At 71.0% G+C, this 18,847-nt stretch carries 17 protein-coding genes and 1 pseudogene; 12 read left to right on the forward strand and 6 right to left on the reverse strand.

The annotated features are described in order from the left end of the window. Positions 1–118 precede the first annotated feature (118 nt). Genes B1729_RS05475 through B1729_RS05505 form a run of 7 tightly spaced genes read left to right on the forward strand, consistent with a single transcriptional unit; the run spans position 119 to position 8,821 of the window. Positions 119–1,735 (forward strand): ABC transporter substrate-binding protein, encoded by a 1,617-nt coding sequence (locus tag B1729_RS05475; protein ID WP_163631157.1) that lies wholly within the window; start codon positions 119–121, stop codon positions 1,733–1,735. A 36-nt stretch (positions 1,736–1,771) separates the two neighbouring features. Further along, on the forward strand, positions 1,772–2,728 hold the full coding sequence (locus B1729_RS05480) for an ABC transporter permease (RefSeq protein ID WP_163631159.1): 957 nt from the start codon (positions 1,772–1,774) through the stop codon (positions 2,726–2,728). An 11-nt stretch (positions 2,729–2,739) separates the two neighbouring features. After that, the gene (locus B1729_RS05485) at positions 2,740–3,717 is read left to right on the forward strand and encodes an ABC transporter permease (protein WP_163619841.1); all 978 of its coding nucleotides are present in this window, start codon (positions 2,740–2,742) and stop codon (positions 3,715–3,717) included. Further along, on the forward strand, positions 3,714–5,372 hold the full coding sequence (locus tag B1729_RS05490; protein ID WP_163631161.1) for an ABC transporter ATP-binding protein: 1,659 nt from the start codon (positions 3,714–3,716) through the stop codon (positions 5,370–5,372). The genes B1729_RS05485 and B1729_RS05490 overlap by 4 nt, the downstream gene beginning before the upstream one ends. A gap of 25 nt (positions 5,373–5,397) precedes the next feature. After that, complete coding sequence (locus B1729_RS05495) at positions 5,398–6,270, forward strand: DUF1684 domain-containing protein (protein WP_163631163.1); 873 nt, start codon at positions 5,398–5,400, stop codon at positions 6,268–6,270. Then, the gene (locus B1729_RS05500) at positions 6,267–7,352 is read left to right on the forward strand and encodes an LLM class flavin-dependent oxidoreductase (protein WP_163619835.1); all 1,086 of its coding nucleotides are present in this window, start codon (positions 6,267–6,269) and stop codon (positions 7,350–7,352) included. Before B1729_RS05495 ends, B1729_RS05500 begins: the two co-directional genes overlap by 4 nt. Beyond that, positions 7,349–8,821: an MFS transporter gene (locus B1729_RS05505; protein WP_163619833.1), complete on the forward strand. Its 1,473-nt coding sequence runs from the start codon at positions 7,349–7,351 to the stop codon at positions 8,819–8,821. The genes B1729_RS05500 and B1729_RS05505 overlap by 4 nt, the downstream gene beginning before the upstream one ends. Positions 8,822–8,902: 81 nt before the next feature. Here the strand turns inward: B1729_RS05505 and B1729_RS05510 are convergent, their stop codons facing one another. The 4 genes from B1729_RS05510 to B1729_RS05525 all read right to left on the reverse strand — a co-directional run bounded on the left by B1729_RS05510 (position 8,903) and on the right by B1729_RS05525 (position 13,607). Beyond that, positions 8,903–10,582, reverse strand: a complete 1,680-nt coding sequence (locus B1729_RS05510; RefSeq protein ID WP_163631165.1) for an LLM class flavin-dependent oxidoreductase — start codon at positions 10,580–10,582, stop codon at positions 8,903–8,905. Positions 10,583–10,673: 91 nt separating this feature from the next. After that, a complete protein-coding gene (locus B1729_RS05515) occupies positions 10,674–11,666 on the reverse strand; it encodes an ABC transporter substrate-binding protein (protein WP_163631167.1) in 993 nt (330 codons plus the stop codon). Between the two features lie 50 nt (positions 11,667–11,716). Next, positions 11,717–12,526, reverse strand: coding sequence for an amino acid ABC transporter ATP-binding protein (locus B1729_RS05520; protein WP_163619828.1), 810 nt, complete (start codon positions 12,524–12,526; stop codon positions 11,717–11,719). 1 nt (position 12,527) lies between these two features. Further along, on the reverse strand, positions 12,528–13,607 hold the full coding sequence (locus B1729_RS05525) for an amino acid ABC transporter permease (RefSeq protein ID WP_163631169.1): 1,080 nt from the start codon (positions 13,605–13,607) through the stop codon (positions 12,528–12,530). A gap of 197 nt (positions 13,608–13,804) precedes the next feature. Here B1729_RS05525 and B1729_RS05530 point away from each other — a divergent pair, with 197 nt between their 5' ends. From B1729_RS05530 to B1729_RS05540, 3 genes are all read left to right on the forward strand, one after another. After that, complete coding sequence (locus B1729_RS05530) at positions 13,805–14,863, forward strand: LLM class flavin-dependent oxidoreductase (protein ID WP_163631171.1); 1,059 nt, start codon at positions 13,805–13,807, stop codon at positions 14,861–14,863. Beyond that, positions 14,860–16,173 (forward strand): LLM class flavin-dependent oxidoreductase, encoded by a 1,314-nt coding sequence (locus B1729_RS05535; protein WP_163631173.1) that lies wholly within the window; start codon positions 14,860–14,862, stop codon positions 16,171–16,173. Before B1729_RS05530 ends, B1729_RS05535 begins: the two co-directional genes overlap by 4 nt. A 119-nt stretch (positions 16,174–16,292) precedes the next feature. After that, on the forward strand, positions 16,293–16,664 hold the full coding sequence (locus tag B1729_RS05540) for a hypothetical protein (RefSeq protein ID WP_163631175.1): 372 nt from the start codon (positions 16,293–16,295) through the stop codon (positions 16,662–16,664). A 98-nt stretch (positions 16,665–16,762) separates the two neighbouring features. Here the strand turns inward: B1729_RS05540 and B1729_RS05545 are convergent, their stop codons facing one another. Together B1729_RS05545 and B1729_RS05550 are read right to left on the reverse strand one after the other, a co-directional pair. Continuing rightward, positions 16,763–17,065: a hypothetical protein gene (locus tag B1729_RS05545; RefSeq protein ID WP_163631177.1), complete on the reverse strand. Its 303-nt coding sequence runs from the start codon at positions 17,063–17,065 to the stop codon at positions 16,763–16,765. A gap of 9 nt (positions 17,066–17,074) precedes the next feature. Next, the gene (locus tag B1729_RS05550; RefSeq protein ID WP_163631179.1) at positions 17,075–17,737 is read right to left on the reverse strand and encodes a hypothetical protein; all 663 of its coding nucleotides are present in this window, start codon (positions 17,735–17,737) and stop codon (positions 17,075–17,077) included. Positions 17,738–17,967: 230 nt separating this feature from the next. Between B1729_RS05550 and B1729_RS05555 the strand changes: the two genes are divergently transcribed. Together B1729_RS05555 and B1729_RS05560 are read left to right on the forward strand one after the other, a co-directional pair. Next, positions 17,968–18,564 carry a hypothetical protein gene (locus B1729_RS05555; protein WP_163631181.1) on the forward strand — a complete coding sequence of 199 codons (597 nt, stop codon included), beginning with the start codon at positions 17,968–17,970 and terminating at the stop codon, positions 18,562–18,564. 63 nt (positions 18,565–18,627) lie between these two features. Further along, a pseudogene (locus tag B1729_RS05560) lies at positions 18,628–18,847 on the forward strand (HNH endonuclease); the annotation flags it as partial.

Here is an 18,847-nt window from a genome sequence, read left to right on the forward strand (position 1 = left end):
CTCCGATTTCCGCCGTGTGACGAGGCGGATCGAGGTGTGCCGGGCCTCTCCGAGACGCTGAGACCACGAGCCCGGCAGCCTGCCGCGACTCGCCCGCCACAGCTTTCTGGAGCCCCTCATGTCGTTCACCCGACCACGTACCGCCGCCATCGCGGCGATCGGCGCCGTCGCGCTCGCGCTCACCGCATGTGCGACCGGAGCCGGCGACGCCGCCCCGACCCCCTCCGCCGAAGCGGAGCCCGTCGCCGGCGGCAACCTCACGTTCGCGATCTCGGTCGACAGCCAGTGCATCGATCCGCAGCAGGTCGGCAACAACGACGCGATCGCGATCGCGCGGCAGACCGTCGCGTCCCTCACGATCCAGGACCCCGAGACCGGTGACATCCTGCCGTGGCTCGCCGAGGACTACGAGGTGAACGCCGACGCCACCAGCTTCACCTTCACGCTCCAGGACGGCCCGACGTATGCCGACGGGGAGCCGATCGACGCGGCATCCGTCAAGACCAACTTCGAGGCGATCGTCGCGCTCGGCGCGAAGGCGAGCCTCGGCTCGTCGTACCTCGCCGACCTCGAGAGCGTCGAGGTGGTCGATGAGCACACCGTCACCATCAACTTCTCGGAGCCGAGCGCGCAGTTCCTGCAGGCGACCTCCACGTTCTCGCTGGGTCTGCTGTCGCCGGCGACGGCCGCCGTCAGCCAGGCCGATCGCTGCCTCGGCGATTTCATCGGCTCGGGTCCGTTCTCGGTGCAGAGCTACACCCCCAACGAGGGCGCGGTGCTCGAGCGCCGCGAGGGCTACGAGTGGGGCCCGTCGACCGCGGGCCACACCGGTGAGGCGTACCTCGACACGATCACGTACAAGGTCATCCCCGAGTCGGGCAACCGCACCGGCAGCCTGCAGTCCGGCCAGATCGACGCCACGACCGGCATCGCCACCGTCGACGCCGTGCTGTTCGAGAGTGAGGACTTCTGGTCGCTCAACCGCGCCAACCCCGGCTCGGTGTACAACCTGTACGCCAACCAGTCGACCGAGAAGCTCGCCGACGAGAGCGTGCGCCTCGCGATCCAGAAGGGCATCGACCGCGAGCAGATCACCTCGACGCTGCTCGGCCCCGACGACCTGCCCGCCGTGTCGCCGCTCGCATCGTCGACGCCCTACTTCACCGACCTCAGCGACGTGCTCGAGTACGACCCCGAGGGCGCCGCCGATCTGCTCGACGAGGCGGGCTGGACCGAGGGCGACGACGGCATCCGCGAGAAGGACGGTGAGAAGCTCAGCTTCCACGTGACCTACTGGCAGTCGCCGAAGGAGGTGCTCGAGCTCGTGCAGCAGCAGCTGCGCCAGATCGGCGTGGACCTGCAGCTGACCTTCGCGAGCATCGCCGACGTGCAGGCCGCGAACGCCGACGGCACGTACGACTTCTCGTACGGCAACCTGACGCGGGCCGACCCCGACGTGCTGCGGACCGTCTTCTCGGTCAACGGCACGAGCAACTCCACCAAGCGCACCGAGCCCGCTGAGGTCGACGAGCTGCTCGACGAGCAGGCCGCGATCATCGACCCGGCGGAGCGTCAGAAGGTCGTCGACGAGGCCGCGAGCCTGCTGATCACCGGCGGCTACTCGATCCCGATCTACCAGCTGTCGACGACCATCACGGCCGCGTCGAAGGTGCAGGGGCTGACGTTCGAGGCGTCCAGCCGCCTGGACTTCTACGACGCCTGGATCGCCGAGTAGAGCCCGACGGGCATCGAGAGGATGAGGAGCGAGATCATGTGGGGGAACTACATCGCCCGGAGGATCGGGCAGGGCCTGGTGGTGCTGTGGGCCGCCTACACGATCTCGTTCCTCATCCTCTATCTGCTTCCGGGCGACGCCGCCACGCTGTTCGCCGGCGGCGGCGACCAGGAGGCGATCGACCCCGCGCTCGTGGCGCAGCTGCGCAGCGAGCTCGGGCTCGACCGCCCGCTGTGGGAGCAGTACCTCGCCGCACTCGGCAAGGCGCTGACCGGCGACTTCGGGACGTCGACGCAGACCGGGCGCCCGGCATCCGATCTGCTCCTCGAGTCGCTGCCGCCGACGCTCGCGCTCACCGCGTTCGCGTTCGTGCTGTCGGTCGTCTTCGGCATCACGCTGGCTCTGGCGGCCTCGCTCGCCCGAGCCCAGTGGCTGCGCAGCATCCTCTCGTCCCTGCCGCCCCTCGGCGTCTCGGTCCCCGTGTTCTGGATCGGCCTCCTCCTGCTGCAGGCGTTCTCGTTCCGGCTGCGACTGTTCCCCTCGATGGGCAACGAGGGGTTCGACAGCCTCGTGCTGCCCGCCATCACGATCGCGATCCCCTCCGGGGCGTTCATCGCCCAGCTGCTCTCAAGGAGCCTGCGGTCGACGCTCGCCCAGCCGTACGTCGAGATCGTGCGCGCCAAGGGGGCGAGCGAGCGTCGCGTGCAGCTGGGCCACGCCTTCCGCAACGCGGCGATCCCCGCGCTCACGATGGTCGGCGTGCTCATCGGCGGACTGCTCTCGGGCGCCGTCGTCACCGAGACCGTGTTCTCCCGCCTGGGCATCGGCCGCCTCGTCGTGACCGCCGTCAACAACCGCGACGTGCCGGTCGTGCAGGCCGTGGTGGTCTTCGCCGCCCTCGTCTTCGTCGTCGCGAACCTCGTCGTCGACCTCGTCTACCCCCTCATCGACCGTCGCATCACGCTCGCCCGCACGGCGTTCGTCGCGGCCTGACAGGAGCTGCCATGACCGTCGAGAACGTGCTCTCCGCCCCCGCGCGCACCATCGAGCCGCGCGACCCGTTCATCGAGGCGTTCGTCGATCCCGACGCCGACCCGGCCGGCGGCCCCGCAGCCGCTTCGCTGGAGGAGGGGCGACAGGATGCCGGGGCCCGGCGCTCTGCGCTGAAGCCCATCGTCGCGATCCTCAGGCAGCCGACGCTGGTGGCGTCGATCCTCGTGCTGGCGCTCGTGACGCTGTGGGCGCTGGTGCCCTCATGGTTCACGGCGTGGGATCCGATCGTCGGGGTTCCGCAGGACCGCCTGCTCCCGCCGAGCACGGAGCACCTCTTCGGCACCGACAACCTCGGCCGCGACCTCTACGCCCGCGTCGTGTACGGCGCGGCGACGTCGCTCGCCGCGACCACGGTCGCCGTCGTGGTGGGACTGGCGGTCGGATCGCTGTTCGGCCTCCTGGCCGGGTTCCTCCGCGGTGTCGTCGACGACGCGATCATGCGCTTCATGGACGTGCTGCTGGCGATCCCCAGTCTGCTGCTCTCGCTCGCCCTGATCACCGCCCTCGGCTTCGGGACGCTCAACGTCGCCGTCGCGGTCGGCCTCGCCAGCGTGGCATCCTTCTCCCGCGTCATGCGTGCCGAGGTGCTGCAGATCGCCACGGCCGTCTATGTCGAGGCCGCCCGCGTCTCGGGCGTGCGCTGGTACACCGTGCTGCGCCGGCACGTGCTGCCGAACGCGTCGGGCCCGGTCATCGCGCTGGCCGCCCTCGAGTTCGGCGTCATGGTGCTGGCGATCTCTTCACTGTCGTTCCTCGGCTTCGGCGCGCCGCCGCCCACCCCGGAATGGGGCTCGCTCGTCGCCGGAGGTCGCGATTACCTCGCCGTCGCGTGGTGGCTGACCACGCTTCCGGGGCTCGTGATCGTCGCTGTCGTGCTGTCGGCCAACCGTATCTCGCGGGCTCTCGAGCGCAACGGAGGGATCCGATGACCGCGCTGCTGGAAGTGTCCGGACTGTCGGTGTCGTACGCGCTCGGCGGCGTGCCGCGCCCGGCCGTCCGCGATGTGAGCTTCACGGTCGACCGCGGCGAGGTCGTCGCCATCGTCGGGGAGTCCGGCTCGGGGAAGAGCACGACCGCCCACGCGGTGATCCACCTGCTCGCCGGAAACGCCTCCGTCGACGCCGGCACCATCCGCTTCGACGGCGCCGATCTCACCGCACTGTCGCCGCGGGCGTGGCGCGACGTGCGCGGCCGCCGTATCGGCCTCATCCCGCAGGACCCGACGACGAGCCTCAACCCGGTCAAGCGCGTCGGCCGCCAGGTGGGCGAACCGCTCGTCGTGCACGGCCTCGCGACACGGCGCACCGCCGACGCGCAGGCGGTCGAGCTGCTGCGCCTCGCCGGCATCGGCGAGCCCGAGGCACGCGCACGCCAGTTCCCGCATCAGTTCTCGGGCGGCATGAAGCAGCGTGCGCTCATCGCGACCGCGCTGGCCGCCGAGCCGCAGCTCGTGATCGCCGACGAGCCGACGAGCGCCCTCGACGTGACCGTGCAGAAGCAGATCCTCGACCACATCGACACGCTCGCGTCGACGCTCGGCACCGCGGTGCTGCTCATCACGCACGACCTGGGTGTCGCGGCCGACCGCGCCGACCGCATCATCGTGATGCAGAACGGCGAGATCGTGGAGACGGGCCCGGCGCGGTCTGTGCTGGAGGATCCGCAGCATCCGTACACTCGGGCGCTCATCGCCGCGGCGCCGGGACTTCGCACGACCGCGGGTTCGCGCGGCACGGACTCGAGCTCCGTGCGCACGGCCGCGCGTGCGCTGCGGCCCGCGACGGATGCCGGCACCCCCGCTCTTCTCGAGGTGACGGGACTGCGCAAGGAGTTCCCCCTCCCCGGGCGTGAGATGCTCGTCGCCGTCGACGACGTGTCATTCCGCATCGACCGCGGTGAGACGCTGGCGATCGTCGGCGAGTCCGGGTCGGGCAAGAGCACGACGGCGCGCCTGGCACTGCGGCTCGAGAAGCCCACGGCGGGCGGCATCCGATTCGACGGCACCGACATCGTCGCCGCGACCCGGGAGGAGCTGCGCACGCTGAGGCGCCGGTTCCAGCTCGTCTATCAGAGCCCCTTCGCGTCGCTCGACCCGCGGTTCACGATCGCCGACGTCATCGACGAGCCGCTGCGCGCGTACGGCGTCGAGAAGGCTGAACGCGCGCGCCGCGTGCGCGAGCTCATCGACCAGGTCGCGCTGCCGGCGGGGACGGCCTCGCGACGCCCCGCCGAGCTGTCGGGCGGTCAGCACCAGCGCGTCGCGATCGCTCGGGCCCTCGCTCTGCACCCCGACCTGGTGGTGCTCGACGAGGCCGTGTCGGCGCTCGACGTGTCGGTGCAGGCGCAGATCCTCGACCTGCTGGCGGCCATCCAGCGCGATGTCGGGGTCTCGTACCTGTTCATCAGCCACGACCTGGCCGTGGTGCGCGAGATCTCCGACCGCGTGGCGGTGATGCAGCACGGCCGCATCGTCGAGCAAGGCGCCACCTCGCGCGTGCTCGGCGCCCCGAGCGAGGCGTACACGCGCCGACTCATCGACGCGATCCCGGGATCGACGCTGTCCGCGTCGGTGCCGGTCTCCTGAACCATCACGAGAAACCGAGGACGACATGACCACCATCACCCCCACCGACATCGACCGCGCGCAGTTCGGGCGCGAATGGGAGGACTGGCACCGCGGCCACGAGACCCGCCGGGCGGACGCACTCGGCTTCTTCGCGATCACAGGACTGCACTGGCTCGGCAGCGAGCCGATCACCCTGCCGGGGGCGCCGGGCACGTGGAGCCTCGGCGCCGACGGCGTGGTCGTCGAGCTCGCCGAGGGCGAGACGCTCACGCTCGACGGCGCGACGATCACCGGCACGCACGCGTTCGGCGAGATCCCGGAGCGCGGCAGCGTCACTCCGACGTTCACCGACGACGACGTGGCCGGTGCGGTCGAGATCGCGATCCGCGGCGGGCATACCATCCTGCGTCCGCGCCGCGCCGACCACCCGTTCCTGGCCGAGTACTCGGGCACGCCGACGTACGTCCCGAACCCACGCTGGCGCGTGACGGCACGTTTCCGGCCGTTCGATGCGCCCCGCCCGACCGAGGTGGGCGCTGCCGTCGACGGCCTCACCCACGTGTACGACGCCCCCGGCGTGCTCGAGTTCTCGTGGCGCGGCGAGGAGTTCACGCTCACCGCCTTCGACGGCAAGGCCCCCGGCGCCCTGCTCGTGCTCTTCACCGACGCCACCAGTGGGCTCACGACGTACGCCGCGAACCGCTCGGTAGGCATCGACGCGCCGGATGCCGACGGCTGGACCACCATCGACTTCAACCGCGCCGTCAACCTGCCGTGCGCGTACACCGACTTCGCGACGTGCCCGCTGCCCCCGGAGGGCAACCGCCTGCCGGTCGGCATCGAGGCCGGCGAGAAGACGCCGCTCACACGCGTGCGCTCCATCGATGCGCTCGTCGCGCCGGGGGGCGCCGCATGAGGTTCCAGCTGCTCGATATCGTCCCGTACCGCGCCGACCCCATCACCGGCCGCCAGGTCTCGCCGTCCGAGCGGTTCGACGAGACGCTCCAGCAGGCGATCCGCGCCGAGGAGCTGGGATTGGATGCCGTCGCCATCGGCGAGCGCCATGCCGGGCACTTCATCTCGTCGTCACCGACGGTGCTGCTGGGCGCGATCGCGGCCCGGACCTCCCGCATCCGTCTCAACTCCGGCGTCACTGTGCTCTCGGTGCTGGACCCCGTCCGGGTCGCCGAGGACTACGCGACGATCGACCAGCTGTCGGGCGGCCGGCTCGACCTCACGATCGGCAAGGGCAACGAGGTCGCGCAGTTCCCGCTGTTCGGGCTCGACATCGACGACCAGTGGGAGCTGCTGGCCGAGAAGTACGAGCTGCTGCGCACGCTCTGGCGCGAAGAGGACGTCACGTGGCCGGGCACCGAGTTCACCCGTCCGCTCACCGGCGTGACGACGCTGCCGCGACCCTACGCCGGCGCTCCGCGGGTATGGCACGGCTCGGCGACGACGCTGTTCTCGGCAGGGCTCGCCGCCCGGTTCGGCGACCCGCTGTTCAGCGCGAACGCCATCCAGCCGCTCGAGAACTACGGCGTGCTCGTCGACCACTACCGCGCCGAGTACGCGCGGCACGGCCATGACCCGGCGGGCGCGTTCGTCGCTGCGGGCGCGGGGGCCCTGTTCATCGCCGACACCACCGAGGAGGCGATCCGCGAGTACGGCCCCGTCTACAACGCGATCGTCGCCGCCACCAATGTGCCCGGGAACAACACCCCGTTCCGCGACATCGAGCACGCCGTCGCCGAGGGCCCCGCCCTCGTCGGCACGCCCCAGCAGGTGATCGACAAGATCGCGCGGTTCCATGGCCGGCTCGGGCACGACCTGCAGTCGATCAGCCTTCCGACGACGGTGCCGTTCGCGCAGCAGCTCGAGATCCTCGAGCGCTTCGCCCTCGAGGTGGCCCCCGTGCTGCGCCGGGAGTTCCCGACGGCGCTGTGGACGGATGCCGATCCGCTCGCACAGCGGGCCGCAGAGCTCGCGACCGCATGAGTTCCCAGAGCGCGGGTTCCGCGCGGCGATCCCGCGCGCAACCCGCGCTCTGGGCATGCCTGGCGGCCGGCTTCGCGACGCTGTTCGACGCCACCGTCATCACCTACGCGGCGCCCGCGGTGAGCGCTTCGCTGGGCGGATCGACGGCCGGCGTGCAGTGGCTGCTGGCGTCGTTCTCGCTCACGTTCGGTCTCGGCCTCATCCCGTCCGGACGTCTCGGCGACGTCTACGGCCGCCGCCTGCTGTTCCTCGTGGGTCTCGGCATCTTCCTCGCCGGCGGAGTCGCGGCCGTCGCCTCGCCCACGATCGTGGTGCTGGTCGCCGCGCGCTTCGTGCAGGGGCTCGGCGCCGGGGTCATCAGCGCCCAGGTGCTCGGCGCGATCCAGGACCTCTACACCGGGGTCCCCCGCCTGCGCGCCCTCGCCGCCTACACCGCGGTCGGCGCCCTGGCGGGCGTGCTCGGACCCGTGCTGGCCGCCGCACTTCTCATCGCCCTGCCCGCCGACACCGCGTGGCGCGTTGTGCTCCTGACGCCGCTCCCGCTCGTGATCGCGGCCCTCGTGCTCGGCCGGCGCGGGATGCCGGGACCGCGTGCCTCGCGTGGTGCCCTGCGCGTGTGGCTCGATCTGCCGGGCATCGTGCTGCTGTGCCTCATCGTGGTGGCGCTGACCCTGCCCGTCGTGGAGCCGGGTCTCTCCGGACTGTCGGGGCTCCTCGTCGCCGGCGCCGCGCTGGTGCTCGTGCTCGTGCTCGTCGCCTGGGAGCGTCGCTACGCGCGGCGCGGACGGCTCCCGCTGTTCGCGCCGGCGCTGGTGCGCTCTCGCGGCTTCGTGGTGGGCAACGTGGTCGCGCTGCTGTGGTTCGGCAGCGGCATGGCCGCAGGCTCCGCCGTCACTCTCTACTTCCTGCAGTCGCCCGCGCTGTCGGCGCTCGCGATCGCCCTCGTGTTCGTGCCGGGAGCTCTCGCCCGCCTGGGTGGGTCGTTGTCGAGCCTTCGCGTGGTGGGCCGCATCGGCTCGTCGGCCACGATCGGCCTCGGTCTCGGGCTGCAGGCCGCACTGTTCGCAGGGCTCGCAGTCGCGGCGCCGCTGCTCCCTGACGGCATCCTGTTCGTGGTCGCCGCCGCCGCGCAGATCGGACTCGGCATCGGCGGCGGACTCGTCGAGCCGGTGGTGCGCGCCACCACCCTCTCCTTCGCGCCGGCCGCGCTGCACGGTGTGGCCGCGTCGTTCCTCCAGCTCACGCAGCGACTTGCCGCGACCTTCCTGGTGGCCCTGGCCACCGGCATCCTTCTCACGTCCACCGGCATCTCGACCGCCGCCACCCTGCAGGCCGCCCTCGTCACGTGTGCGATCGGCTCGGTTGTGGCGCTGACAGCGTCGGCCGATCCTGCGTTCCGCAAGGCGGGGACGAGGAACGAGGTCGCTGCGCCGCTGCGGCGCGGGGCGCGGAGCGCGGCGCGGACCTGAGAGCCGGCGCTCCGTCCTCAGAACGGAACTCGAGGCCCGCGTCTGTGCGCCCGTCGTGCTGACGGTCGCCGGTCTGCAGCATCAGCCGGCCGGCGCCGCGACCGCAGGCTCGGCGGCGAGGTCGTAGCCGAAGGTGTACAGCTCGATCCAGCGTCCGGGCTGCACCTCCCACAGTCCTTCGCGCTCAGAAAGCCGCTCGAAGCCGAGCTTCGCGTACAGCGCGTGGGCGCCGGTCATCTCCGGGCCGCTGTTCATGACGACGCGGTGCGAGCCGCGCTCGCGCGCCAGGTCGATGACGTGACGGGTGAGCGCCTCGCCGACGCCGCGGCCCCGCGCGGACGGGGCGACGGCCAGCTGCCGGAAGTCCGTCTCGCCGGGCTGCGCGACCTCCGCCAGCGGCCGGTTCGGACGTGCGACCCACACGGTCCCGAGGATCTCGCCGCCGTGCTCGACGGCGAGCCAGACGTCTCCTTCGCGCACGCGGCTCTCGACATCGCGCAGCGAGGCGACGTACTCATCCGACAGCGATCCGTAGCTCGACAGGTACGCGTCCGCGGTCACCTCGCCCGCGCGTTCGTACTCCTCGGTGCGTACGAGCCGGATGCTCCAGTCGGGAGACACGGATGCTGCGACCTCGGCGTCTTCGGCGGGCGTGGCCCTGCCCGACCAGGCCGCGGCGAGCAGCTCGTACGACCGCACGCGATCGGTCGGATCGTGCGTCACCGTGGTCACCAGGAGCTCGTCGGCGCCGGTGACGCGCTGAAGGGTCTCGAGGCGCTCGACCACCGTGTCGGGCGAGCCGACGAATTGGGTGTCGAGGCGATCGCGCACGACGGCGAGCTCGTCGGCAGTCAGCGGGTTCGCCGCAGCCTCCTTGGGCGAGGGGAAGCGGACGGCGCCCTGGCCGGCGCGGATGCTGTGCACCCATCGACCGTAACCCGCGGCGAGGCGGCGGGCTGCGGCATCCGTCTCGGCGACGACGGCGTCGACCGACACGATGACATAGGGCTCGGCGATGCGGCCCGGACGGAATGCCGCGCGGTACTCGGCGATCGCCTCGAGCACGAACCCGGGCGCCACGTGATAGTTCGCGCCAAAGGGCAGGCCGAGCTCGCCGGCGAGACGTGCACTTGGGCCGGCGGTGGAGCCGTGGATCCACACCGCGACGTCGGCGCCCTCGGCCGGCGTCACGTGGATCGGCACGTTCTCGGTCGGCGTGAAGGTGCCATCGAAGAACGACAGGATGTCGACGACTTCGTCTGCGAAGCGCTCGGCGTCGGCCTCGGCGCGGCCGAGCAGGCGCGCCTGCACGACGAACCGGTCGGAGTCGAACGAGGCGAAGGGACGGGCCGCCGGCAGCAGCAGGCCGTCGACGACGCGGTCCTGCGAGGCCGCGGGCAGCGCGGTCTGCGCAACGCTGCGCGACCCCGACCTGCCGATCCCGAGGTCGAAGCGACCGGGATGCAGCTGGGCGACGACGCCGGCCGCCTCGGCGACCTGCGCCGGGGAGTAGTTGCCGATGATCGTCGCGGCCGTGCCGATGCGGATGCGGTGCGTCGCGGCCGCCACGGCCGCCAGCAGCACGTGGGGCGCGGCCCCGGCGATCCCCGGGTTGAAGTGGTGCTCGGCCACCCAATAGCGCCGGTACCCCAGGCGCTCGGCTTCACGGGCCAGCGCGATCGAGGCACGGAGGCCGTCGGCAGGCGTCTGGCCCGTACCGAACGGCGACAGATCGAGGACGGACAGCGGAACGCGGGGCATGGGTGCTCCCTCGGGTGGACGCAGGGTGGACGGCAATGGTGGACAGCGGAGGCCGGCCGGACCCGCGGAGGGTCCGGCCGGCGCGGGTTCGTCAGGACTTCGGGAGCCCGGCGGGGTTGATCTCGCTCTCCTCGATGCGCTCGGACTCCAGGTCCCAGATCTCCAGGACCTCGTCGTACTGCCCGCCCTCGATGAGAGCGTTCAGGGCGATGTTGACCGGCTCGATCAGTCCGTTGCCCTTCGACGTGGCTGCGGCGATGTTCGCCGTCAGCGGCCAGCCGCCTGGCACGAGGCCGACGACCTTGGTGTCGCCGGTCTCGCGTGCCGCCCACGCCGACGTCGCGTTGGGACCGAAGGTGGCGTCGATGCGGCCCGACTGCAGCGCGAGCACGGTCGCGGCGTTGTCGTCGTAGTACTGCAGCTCGGCGGGCTCCTCGCCGGCGGCTTCGAGCTCCTCGTTCCAGGCGAGCAGCACCTGCTCCTGGTTCGTGCCCGAGCCGACCGCGATCTTCAGCCCGGAGATGTCGGCGGCCTCCTCGATCTTCTCGATGTCGCTGTCGCTCTTCACGTAGAACCCGAGCAGGTCCTCACGGTAGCTGGCGAAGTCGTAGAGCTCTTTGCGCTCCTCGGTGACGGTCACGTTCGACGTGATGAGGTCGTACTTTCCCGACTGGATGCCGAGCGGCCAGTCCGCCCACGCGACGACGACCGGGTTGTACTCCAGGCCGAGTGCGTCGGCGATCAGCGCGCCGATGTTGGGCTCGGTGCCCGCCGGGTCGGTCTCACCCTCGGGGATGTAGCCGAGCGGCGGGACGTACGCCGAGTGCGCCACGGTGAGCTTGCCCGGCTCGACCGGCTGGAAGCCGCTCGCCTCGAGGGCCTCGACGGCCTCGGCCACAGGCTCGTCCAGTCGGACCCACTGGATCTCGTCGGTCGCGACGTTCGCCGATTCCGTTGTCGCCGCGGGTGCGGCCGCCTCGGCCGGGACGTTCTGGTTGACGCCCCAGACGACGCCGCCCACGATCGCGGCGACCGCGACGACGCCGACGCCGATCGCGATGCCCTGCTTCTTGCTCAGTGCCATTGCTGTGTTTCCTTTTCTCGGGTGAAGACTCGGTTTCGAGGTCTCTCGGGTCAGGCCAGGACCTTCGCGAGGAAGTCCTGGACGCGGGGGTGCTTCGGTGTGACGAGGACCTCGGCGGGCGCGCCCTGCTCGACGACCTGGCCGCCATCGAGGAACACGACGCGGTCGGCGACCTCGCGGGCGAACCCGACCTCGTGCGTGACGATGATGAGGGTCGTGCCGAGCTGCGCGAGGTCGCGGATGACGTCGAGCACCTCGCCGACCAACTCGGGGTCGAGCGCGCTCGTCGGCTCGTCGAACAGGATCACCTTGGGCTTGAGCGCCAGGGCGCGGGCGATCGCGACGCGCTGCTGCTGTCCGCCCGACAGCTGGCGCGGGTAGTGCGCGGCCTTGTCGGCGAGGCCGACGCGGTCCAGCAGACCCAGCGCGAGCTCGCGGGCATCGTCCTTGGACAGCCGCCCGAGGGCGATCGGCGCCTCGGTGACGTTCTCGAGGGCGGTCAGGTGCGGGAAGAGATTGAAGTTCTGGAAGACGATGCCGATCTGCGTGCGCCGCTCCAGCACCTCCCGCTCGCGCAGCTCGTAGAGCTTGCCGCCGCGCAGCTCGTAGCCGATCAGCTGACCGTCGACCGTGACCGAGCCTCGGTCGATGCTCTCGAGATGGTTGATCGTGCGCAGCAGCGTCGATTTGCCCGAGCCGCTCGGCCCGAGGATCGCGACGACCTCCCCCGGCTGCACGGTCAGATCGATTCCGCGCAGCACCTCGACGCCGCCGTAGCTCTTGTGGACGTTGTGGATCTCGACGAGCCCGCGCGTGGCGGTCGTGCTGTCGATTTCAGCGGTGATGGTGTCAGTGCTCATGTCAGCGCCCTCCGAACTTCGCGTCGTTGCCCGAACCCTGGAACGTCGCCTTCGCGACGACGGGGGCATCAACGCCCACCAGCGGTGTCGGACCGGTCTCCGAGTCGCCGAGACGCGCCCACTGCACCGCGATCCAGTGGCGGGCGCGCTGGACGGGCGTCGGCGGCAGCACGCGCACCGTGCCGCGGGCGTAGTACCGCTCGATGTAGTACTGCGCGATGCTCAGCACCGTGGTGATGATCGTGTACCAGACCACCGCGACGAGCAGCAGCGGGATCACGCGGCTGTTGCGGTTGTAGATGACCTGCACGGCGTAGAAGACCTCGGGCAGGGCGATCACGAACACGACCGATGCGCCCTTGACCAGCCCGATCACCTCATTGGTGGCGTTCGGCACGATCGAGCGCATCGCCTGCGGCAGCACGATGCGCGTCAGGCGACGGCGGGGCGGGATGCCGAGGGCCGCGGCGGCCTCGAGCTGGCCCTGGTCGACCGACAGCAGACCGCCGCGGATGATCTCGGCCGAGTACGCCGCCTGGTTGAGGCTGAGCCCGAGGATCGCGGCCGCGAACGCGCTGATCAGCTGGACGGTGGGGAACTCGACGAGCCAGAAATCCGTCGTGAACGGGGTGCCGAGGCCGAGGGTCGGATACAGGTAGCCGAGGTTGTACCAGACGATGATCTGCACGACGAGGGGCACCGAGCGGAAGAACCAGATGAACAGCCACGCGGCCGAGTTCAGGAGCGGCGACTTGGCGAGGCGGGCGAGCGCGAGCAGCGTGCCCAGGAAGAACCCGATCGACGCCGAGACCACCGTCAGCAGCAGGGTCAGGCCCACGCCCTGGAGCACCGGCTCCGACAGGAAGTAGTGGGCGAAGACATCCCATTCGTAGTTCTCGTTCGTCACCAGCGACCACGCGAACTGAGCGACGACGAACAGCACGACGATGCCGATCGACCACCGGAACCAGTGCCGGGTGTGGACGACGGGGAGATCGCCGAGGTCGACGCGCGACGACGCCGGCGGCGACGGCGGCGCGGCTTCGGCGGCGCCTGCCCGGCGCGGGAGTGTGTCGGTCATGAGGGGCTCCTCGGTCGGTGGCGCGGTCTCTGCGGGGTGCGCCGGTAGGCCGAAGGTAGGGCCACACGCCGCCGGCGGCCGAGCCGTCGGGGGCCCGCGGCGACACGGATCGTGACGGTCCGCAACGCGGCGTCATACTCCGGAATGCACCGACGCAGACCGGCGCCGCCTGCGCCCAGCGACCTACCGTGGCTCGCATGTCCGACACCCCGTTCGCCATCGCCCTCGAGCTGGACGCCGACGGCGCCCACCCCGCGGCCTCCTCGTCGCCGGGCGCGCTGTCACCGCGCCGCCTCGCGTCCCGGGTCGCCCGCTCCGAGCGCCTCGGCTTCACCGCCGCCACCTTCGCCGACTCGCCGCTGCCCGCCGGCGACACCGCCCGTCTGGATGCCGTGCAGCGCGCCGCGTTCGCCGCCCCGCTCACCTCGGCGATCGGGCTCCTCCCGGTCGCGCACGTGGCGTACAGCGAGCCGTTCCACGTCGCCACGCAGCTCGCCAGCCTCGACTGGGCCTCGAACGGCCGGGCGGGCTGGATCGCCGCGGCATCCGGAACAGCCCGCGAAGCCGCCGCCTACGGCCGTCAGGCTCTGACCGACGATGAGCTGCGCCGCGAGCGCGACGACGTCATCGAGGTCGCCCGCCGCCTGTGGGACTCGTGGGAGGACGACGCGGTGATCCAGGATGCCGCCACCGGCCGCTACCTCGACGCCGACCGGCTGCACTACGTCGACTTCGAGGGCGAGAGCTTCTCGGTGAAGGGACCGCTGATCACGCCTCGGCCGCCGCAGGGACAGCTGGTCGTGGCAGCGCCCGCCGGTACAGCCGGACTCGACATCGCGCTGGTCGATGGAGCCGATGCGGCCGAGATCACGGATGCCGCCACCCGGGCGCGTGCCGCGGGCGCGGGGCTCGTCTGGGCCGAGGTCGAGGTCGTGCTCGACTCCCGCGGCGTGGCGGCGCAGCGGCGCCTCGACTCCCTCGGCGCATGGCCCTCGACGGGCCGCCTCCGGCACGTGGGCGACGCGCCGGGCTTCGTCGCCCTGCTCGCCGAGCTCGCGGCATCCGTCGACGGCGTGCGCCTGCACGTCGCCGAGCTCGGCGTCGACCTCGAGGAGGCCGGCCGCGCGGTGCTTCCCGCCCTCCGCGAGCGGATCGGATTCCGCTCCCCGCGCCCGGGCGGCAAACTCCGCGACGCGCTCGGCGTCGAGCGCCCCCTCAGCCGCTACGCCGTACCCGCCGTGAAGGAGTTCGCATGACCACGTCCCGCCGCATCCAGTTCGGAGTCTTCTTCCAGGGCGTCAACTTCGGCACCATCTGGGCGAGCGACCGCAGTGGATCGCAGTACGACTTCGAGTCGTTCCGCCGCATCGCCCAGACCGCCGAGCGCGGGCTCTTCTCGGCGTTCTTCCTCGGTGAGGGGCTGCGGCTGCGCGAGCATTTCGGCCGCATCCACGATCTCGACATCGCCGGGCGCCCCGACGCGCAGACCCAGCTCGCGGCGCTGGCCGCGGTGACCGAGCGCATCGGCCTCGTCGCGACGCAGAACACGACCTACAACGACCCGTACGACCTCGCGAAGCGCCTGAACTCGCTCGACCTGCTGAGCGAGGGCCGCGCCGGCTGGAACGTCGTCACAACCGACAACGCCTGGACCGGGGCGAATTTCCGCAAGGGCGGCTACCTCGACCACGCCGACCGCTACCGCCGCGCGTCGCAGTTCGTCGCCGCGGCCCAGCAGCTGTGGGATGCCGGTGCTGACGGCGTCGGCACGCCGGTCACTGTCGAGGGCGACCTGGTGTCGTTCGCGGCTCCCGCACCCCTGCCGCCGAGCCCGCAGGGCCGGCCGATCATCTTCCAGGCCGGGGACTCCGACGAGGGCCGCGAGTTCGCCGCGTCGAGCGCGGACGTCATCTTCTCGGGCCACCCCGGGCTCGATGACGCGATCGCGTTCGCCGCAGACGTGCGCCGGCGCCTGCCCGCGCACGGGCGGAGCGTCGACGAGCTCAAGTTCTTCCCGGGCGCCCAGTTCATCCTCGCCGACACCGACGCCGAGGCGCGCGAGAAAGCCGAGTGGGTCACGCGCGCGCAGGTGTCGCCGCAGACGGCGATCCGCTTCCTCGAGCCGATCTGGGGTCGCGACCTCTCCGAGTTCGACCCGGACGGACCGCTCCCCGGCATCGACCCCGTCGTCGATGAGGTCGACGGCCAGCGCGGCTCGCTGTTCCAGGGCCGCCGTGCGATCGAGACGGCACGCGAGTGGCGCGAGAGCGCGGCGGCCGAGAACCTCTCGATCCGCGAGTTCGTCATCAAGCGCTCGTCGCTGCGCACCTTCGTGGGCGGCTACTCGACGATCGCCGACCGCGTCGTGCAGTACGTCGATGCCCACGCGGTCGACGGATTCAACGTCTCGCCGTACCTGGTGCCCGAGGGGCTCGACGATATCGTCGACGGGCTCATCCCCGAGCTGCAGCAGCGCGGGGTCTACCCCACGGAGTATCCGGGCACGACTCTGCGCGAGAACCTCGGCCTGCCCGACGTCAGCGAGCGGGCCGAACTCGCGGCCTGACACCGACGCTGGCGTCCGCCTGCCCGCCCGCCCGCGCCCCGCATGGGCGGGCGGGCGACCCGGGTAGGCTCACCGCGCCGGTCGAGAGGACGGCTCGGTTTCAGGAGAACGCCTCCAACGTGGTGTTCACCTACGAGTCCACCGACGACTACTCGGCCGTCTGCACCTTCGTGACCGGCGAGGGCACGCGCGGCGAGAAGACGCACAACGTCGCGCACACCACCGAGACTGCTGTCATCGCCTCCGTCAACGGCGACCCCCGTCAGACCAAGGGCCAGAGCCAGTTCACCGGCTTCAACCTGGCGGGCTTCGGCGACGTGACCGAGGCCGGCGTGATCCCGGTCGTCGGCGAGCCTTGCCCGGGCAACGAGGGGCACGACGGCCTGTGGACGGCAGCCACCCTGGTCAGCTCGACCGGTGGCCTGTACGCCAACGGCCACCTGCTGACGGTGACCCCGGTCGTGGCCCCCGCCCCGGTGGTCGCAGGCTGATCCACCGCATCACTCGACAGCCCGTCCCGCTTCGGCAGGACGGGCTGTTCGGTGTCCGCTTGCGAGCGAACCAGTGGCGCAAAGCGGGTTGGGCCGCGTCATCCGTCTCTGCTGTTGCTCGACTCGAGGGACCTCCGACCGGCGACCCGACCGACGAGGAAAGCGAGCGCGACGAGCCCCACAGCGAAGATGACCCATCCCGCCACGGTGACACGGGAGAGGACGACCGCCGACCCGCCGGGAACGAACGTCGCATCGGCGAGAGGTTGGTACGCGAACCAGCCGAAGGACGCGATCCCCATCGGTATGAACAGCCCGGTCACGATCGTTATCGCACCCGCCGCGACGAGCGCGGCCGCACCGACCCAGGCGAGCGTCGGGCTCGGTTTTCTGCCGGCCATACGCCGACGCTATCGCGAGGTGATCCCGGTATCCGATGACGGCCCTGCCGCATCGGAATGCGGACGCGATCTCTGCGGCGATTCCGCGGCCTCCGGCGCGGCGAGGATGATGGCGATCGCCTCGACGCCGAGCACCACGAGGGGGCCGTGCGGCCAGTAGCCCGTTGCGAGGGTCCCCGCGACGAGCAGCGGCAGGGTCAGTCCCAGCACGATCCGCACCCACAGGCGCCAGCGCGACCCGGCCGTGACCGCGGCGAGGATGCCGGCAAGGCCGACCGCGATGAGCACGAGCGCCTCTGCGCCCCAGAGGAAGTGCAGAGGCGCCTCCTTGGGCGTGTTGAGGTAGCTCAGCGCCGTCACCGGCGCACCCACGAGGACCAGCCATGCCATGACGGCGCCGCCCCATCCCGCTCTCCGCAGGTCGGGAAGCAGCGCGAGTCCGATCGCCAAGAACGACAGAGCCGCGAGCGCCCCGAAGACGATGTACGGATCGTGGACCGCCTCCCGCGCCCAGAAGTACGCACGGTAGTGGAACACCCACTTCCACAAGGGCACTCCGAACTCCGCCGCCGGGAACGGCAGGATCGCCAGAGACCACAGTCCTCCGACGCCCGCGAGAACCGCGCGCCACGGTCGTGTTCGGTCGATGGACGTGAGACGGCTTCCCCGCATGCGCCGATTTCACCATCACTCCGGCGGGCGGCGCCACCCTCGTGGAGGTCGAGGCGGGTCGTGCGGCCGGCACGGCCTTGCGCACCGGGTTCAGATGCATTCAGCGTCGGCGGGCGCTGGTCGATGCGAAGCGGCGACACCAGAGGTATCGACACCTCGCAGCGCATGTGGAAGCGTGACGATCGATTCGTGGTGCGGAGAGGGTCGTGCTCACCGGAAAGGGCCTACATATGAGCGACGACAATGGGACCGAGCCTGCGCACCCCCAATCGCGGCCGCAGGCCGAGAATATGGACCGGCTTCATGACGACCTGCAGACCGAGTATTACCGGATCGTCGGGATCGTCGAGGGCTTTGATCAGCGCCTCCTCACCATCAAGAGCTGGGGCGTGACGTTCGCGCTCGCCACTCTCGGCTTCGGGTTCCAACAAGGTCACTACGGTCTGTTCCTCGTCGCCGCAGCCGCTGCGCTGGCGTTCTGGCTCATCGAAGCCTCAGTCAAACGGCATCAGATGCGCTACTACCCACGGATGGGCGACATCGAGGCGATCAGCTTCGAGCTCTGGTCCCAGAACACAGCCAGCGGGCCCGCGTCATCGCCGCTCATCGACTGGAGTTTCCACACTGCCCCGCCCCGGCTGGTCGGGGGAAAGCCCAAGGGCGATCCCCGAGAACCACGCCCGTGGAAGAACATCAACGACAGGCCGGGCGCAAATCGTTGGGTCTTCCTCTGGCCGCACGTCGCGCTGCCGCACGTGATCGTGGTCGCGGTCGGACTGGCACTTTTCGTGGTCGGACTCACCACCGGCGCGCTCGGCGCGATCTAGGAACCTTTCGCCGTAACGAGCTCTGAGCGCGCGAGTGTCGTATGTATGTTCTACTGTTGAAGCATGTCACCCGACACCAGCTTCGACGATCGGATGCTCCCCGACGAGCTCGATCTGGTCATCGAGGCGGCCGACATGATGACGGTGCTCGCCGCCCAGCGACTGGTGCGGATCGACGCGATGCGGCGTGAGGCGCTTCGCGAGGCGACGCGCAACGGCCGGGTCCTGACCGAGGTCGTGGAGCGCGGCGTGCGACTGGAGCTTGCGGCCGCTCTGCGGATCA

Source organism: Microbacterium sp. B35-04 (genome assembly GCF_010634885.1).
GTDB lineage: Bacteria > Actinomycetota > Actinomycetes > Actinomycetales > Microbacteriaceae > Microbacterium.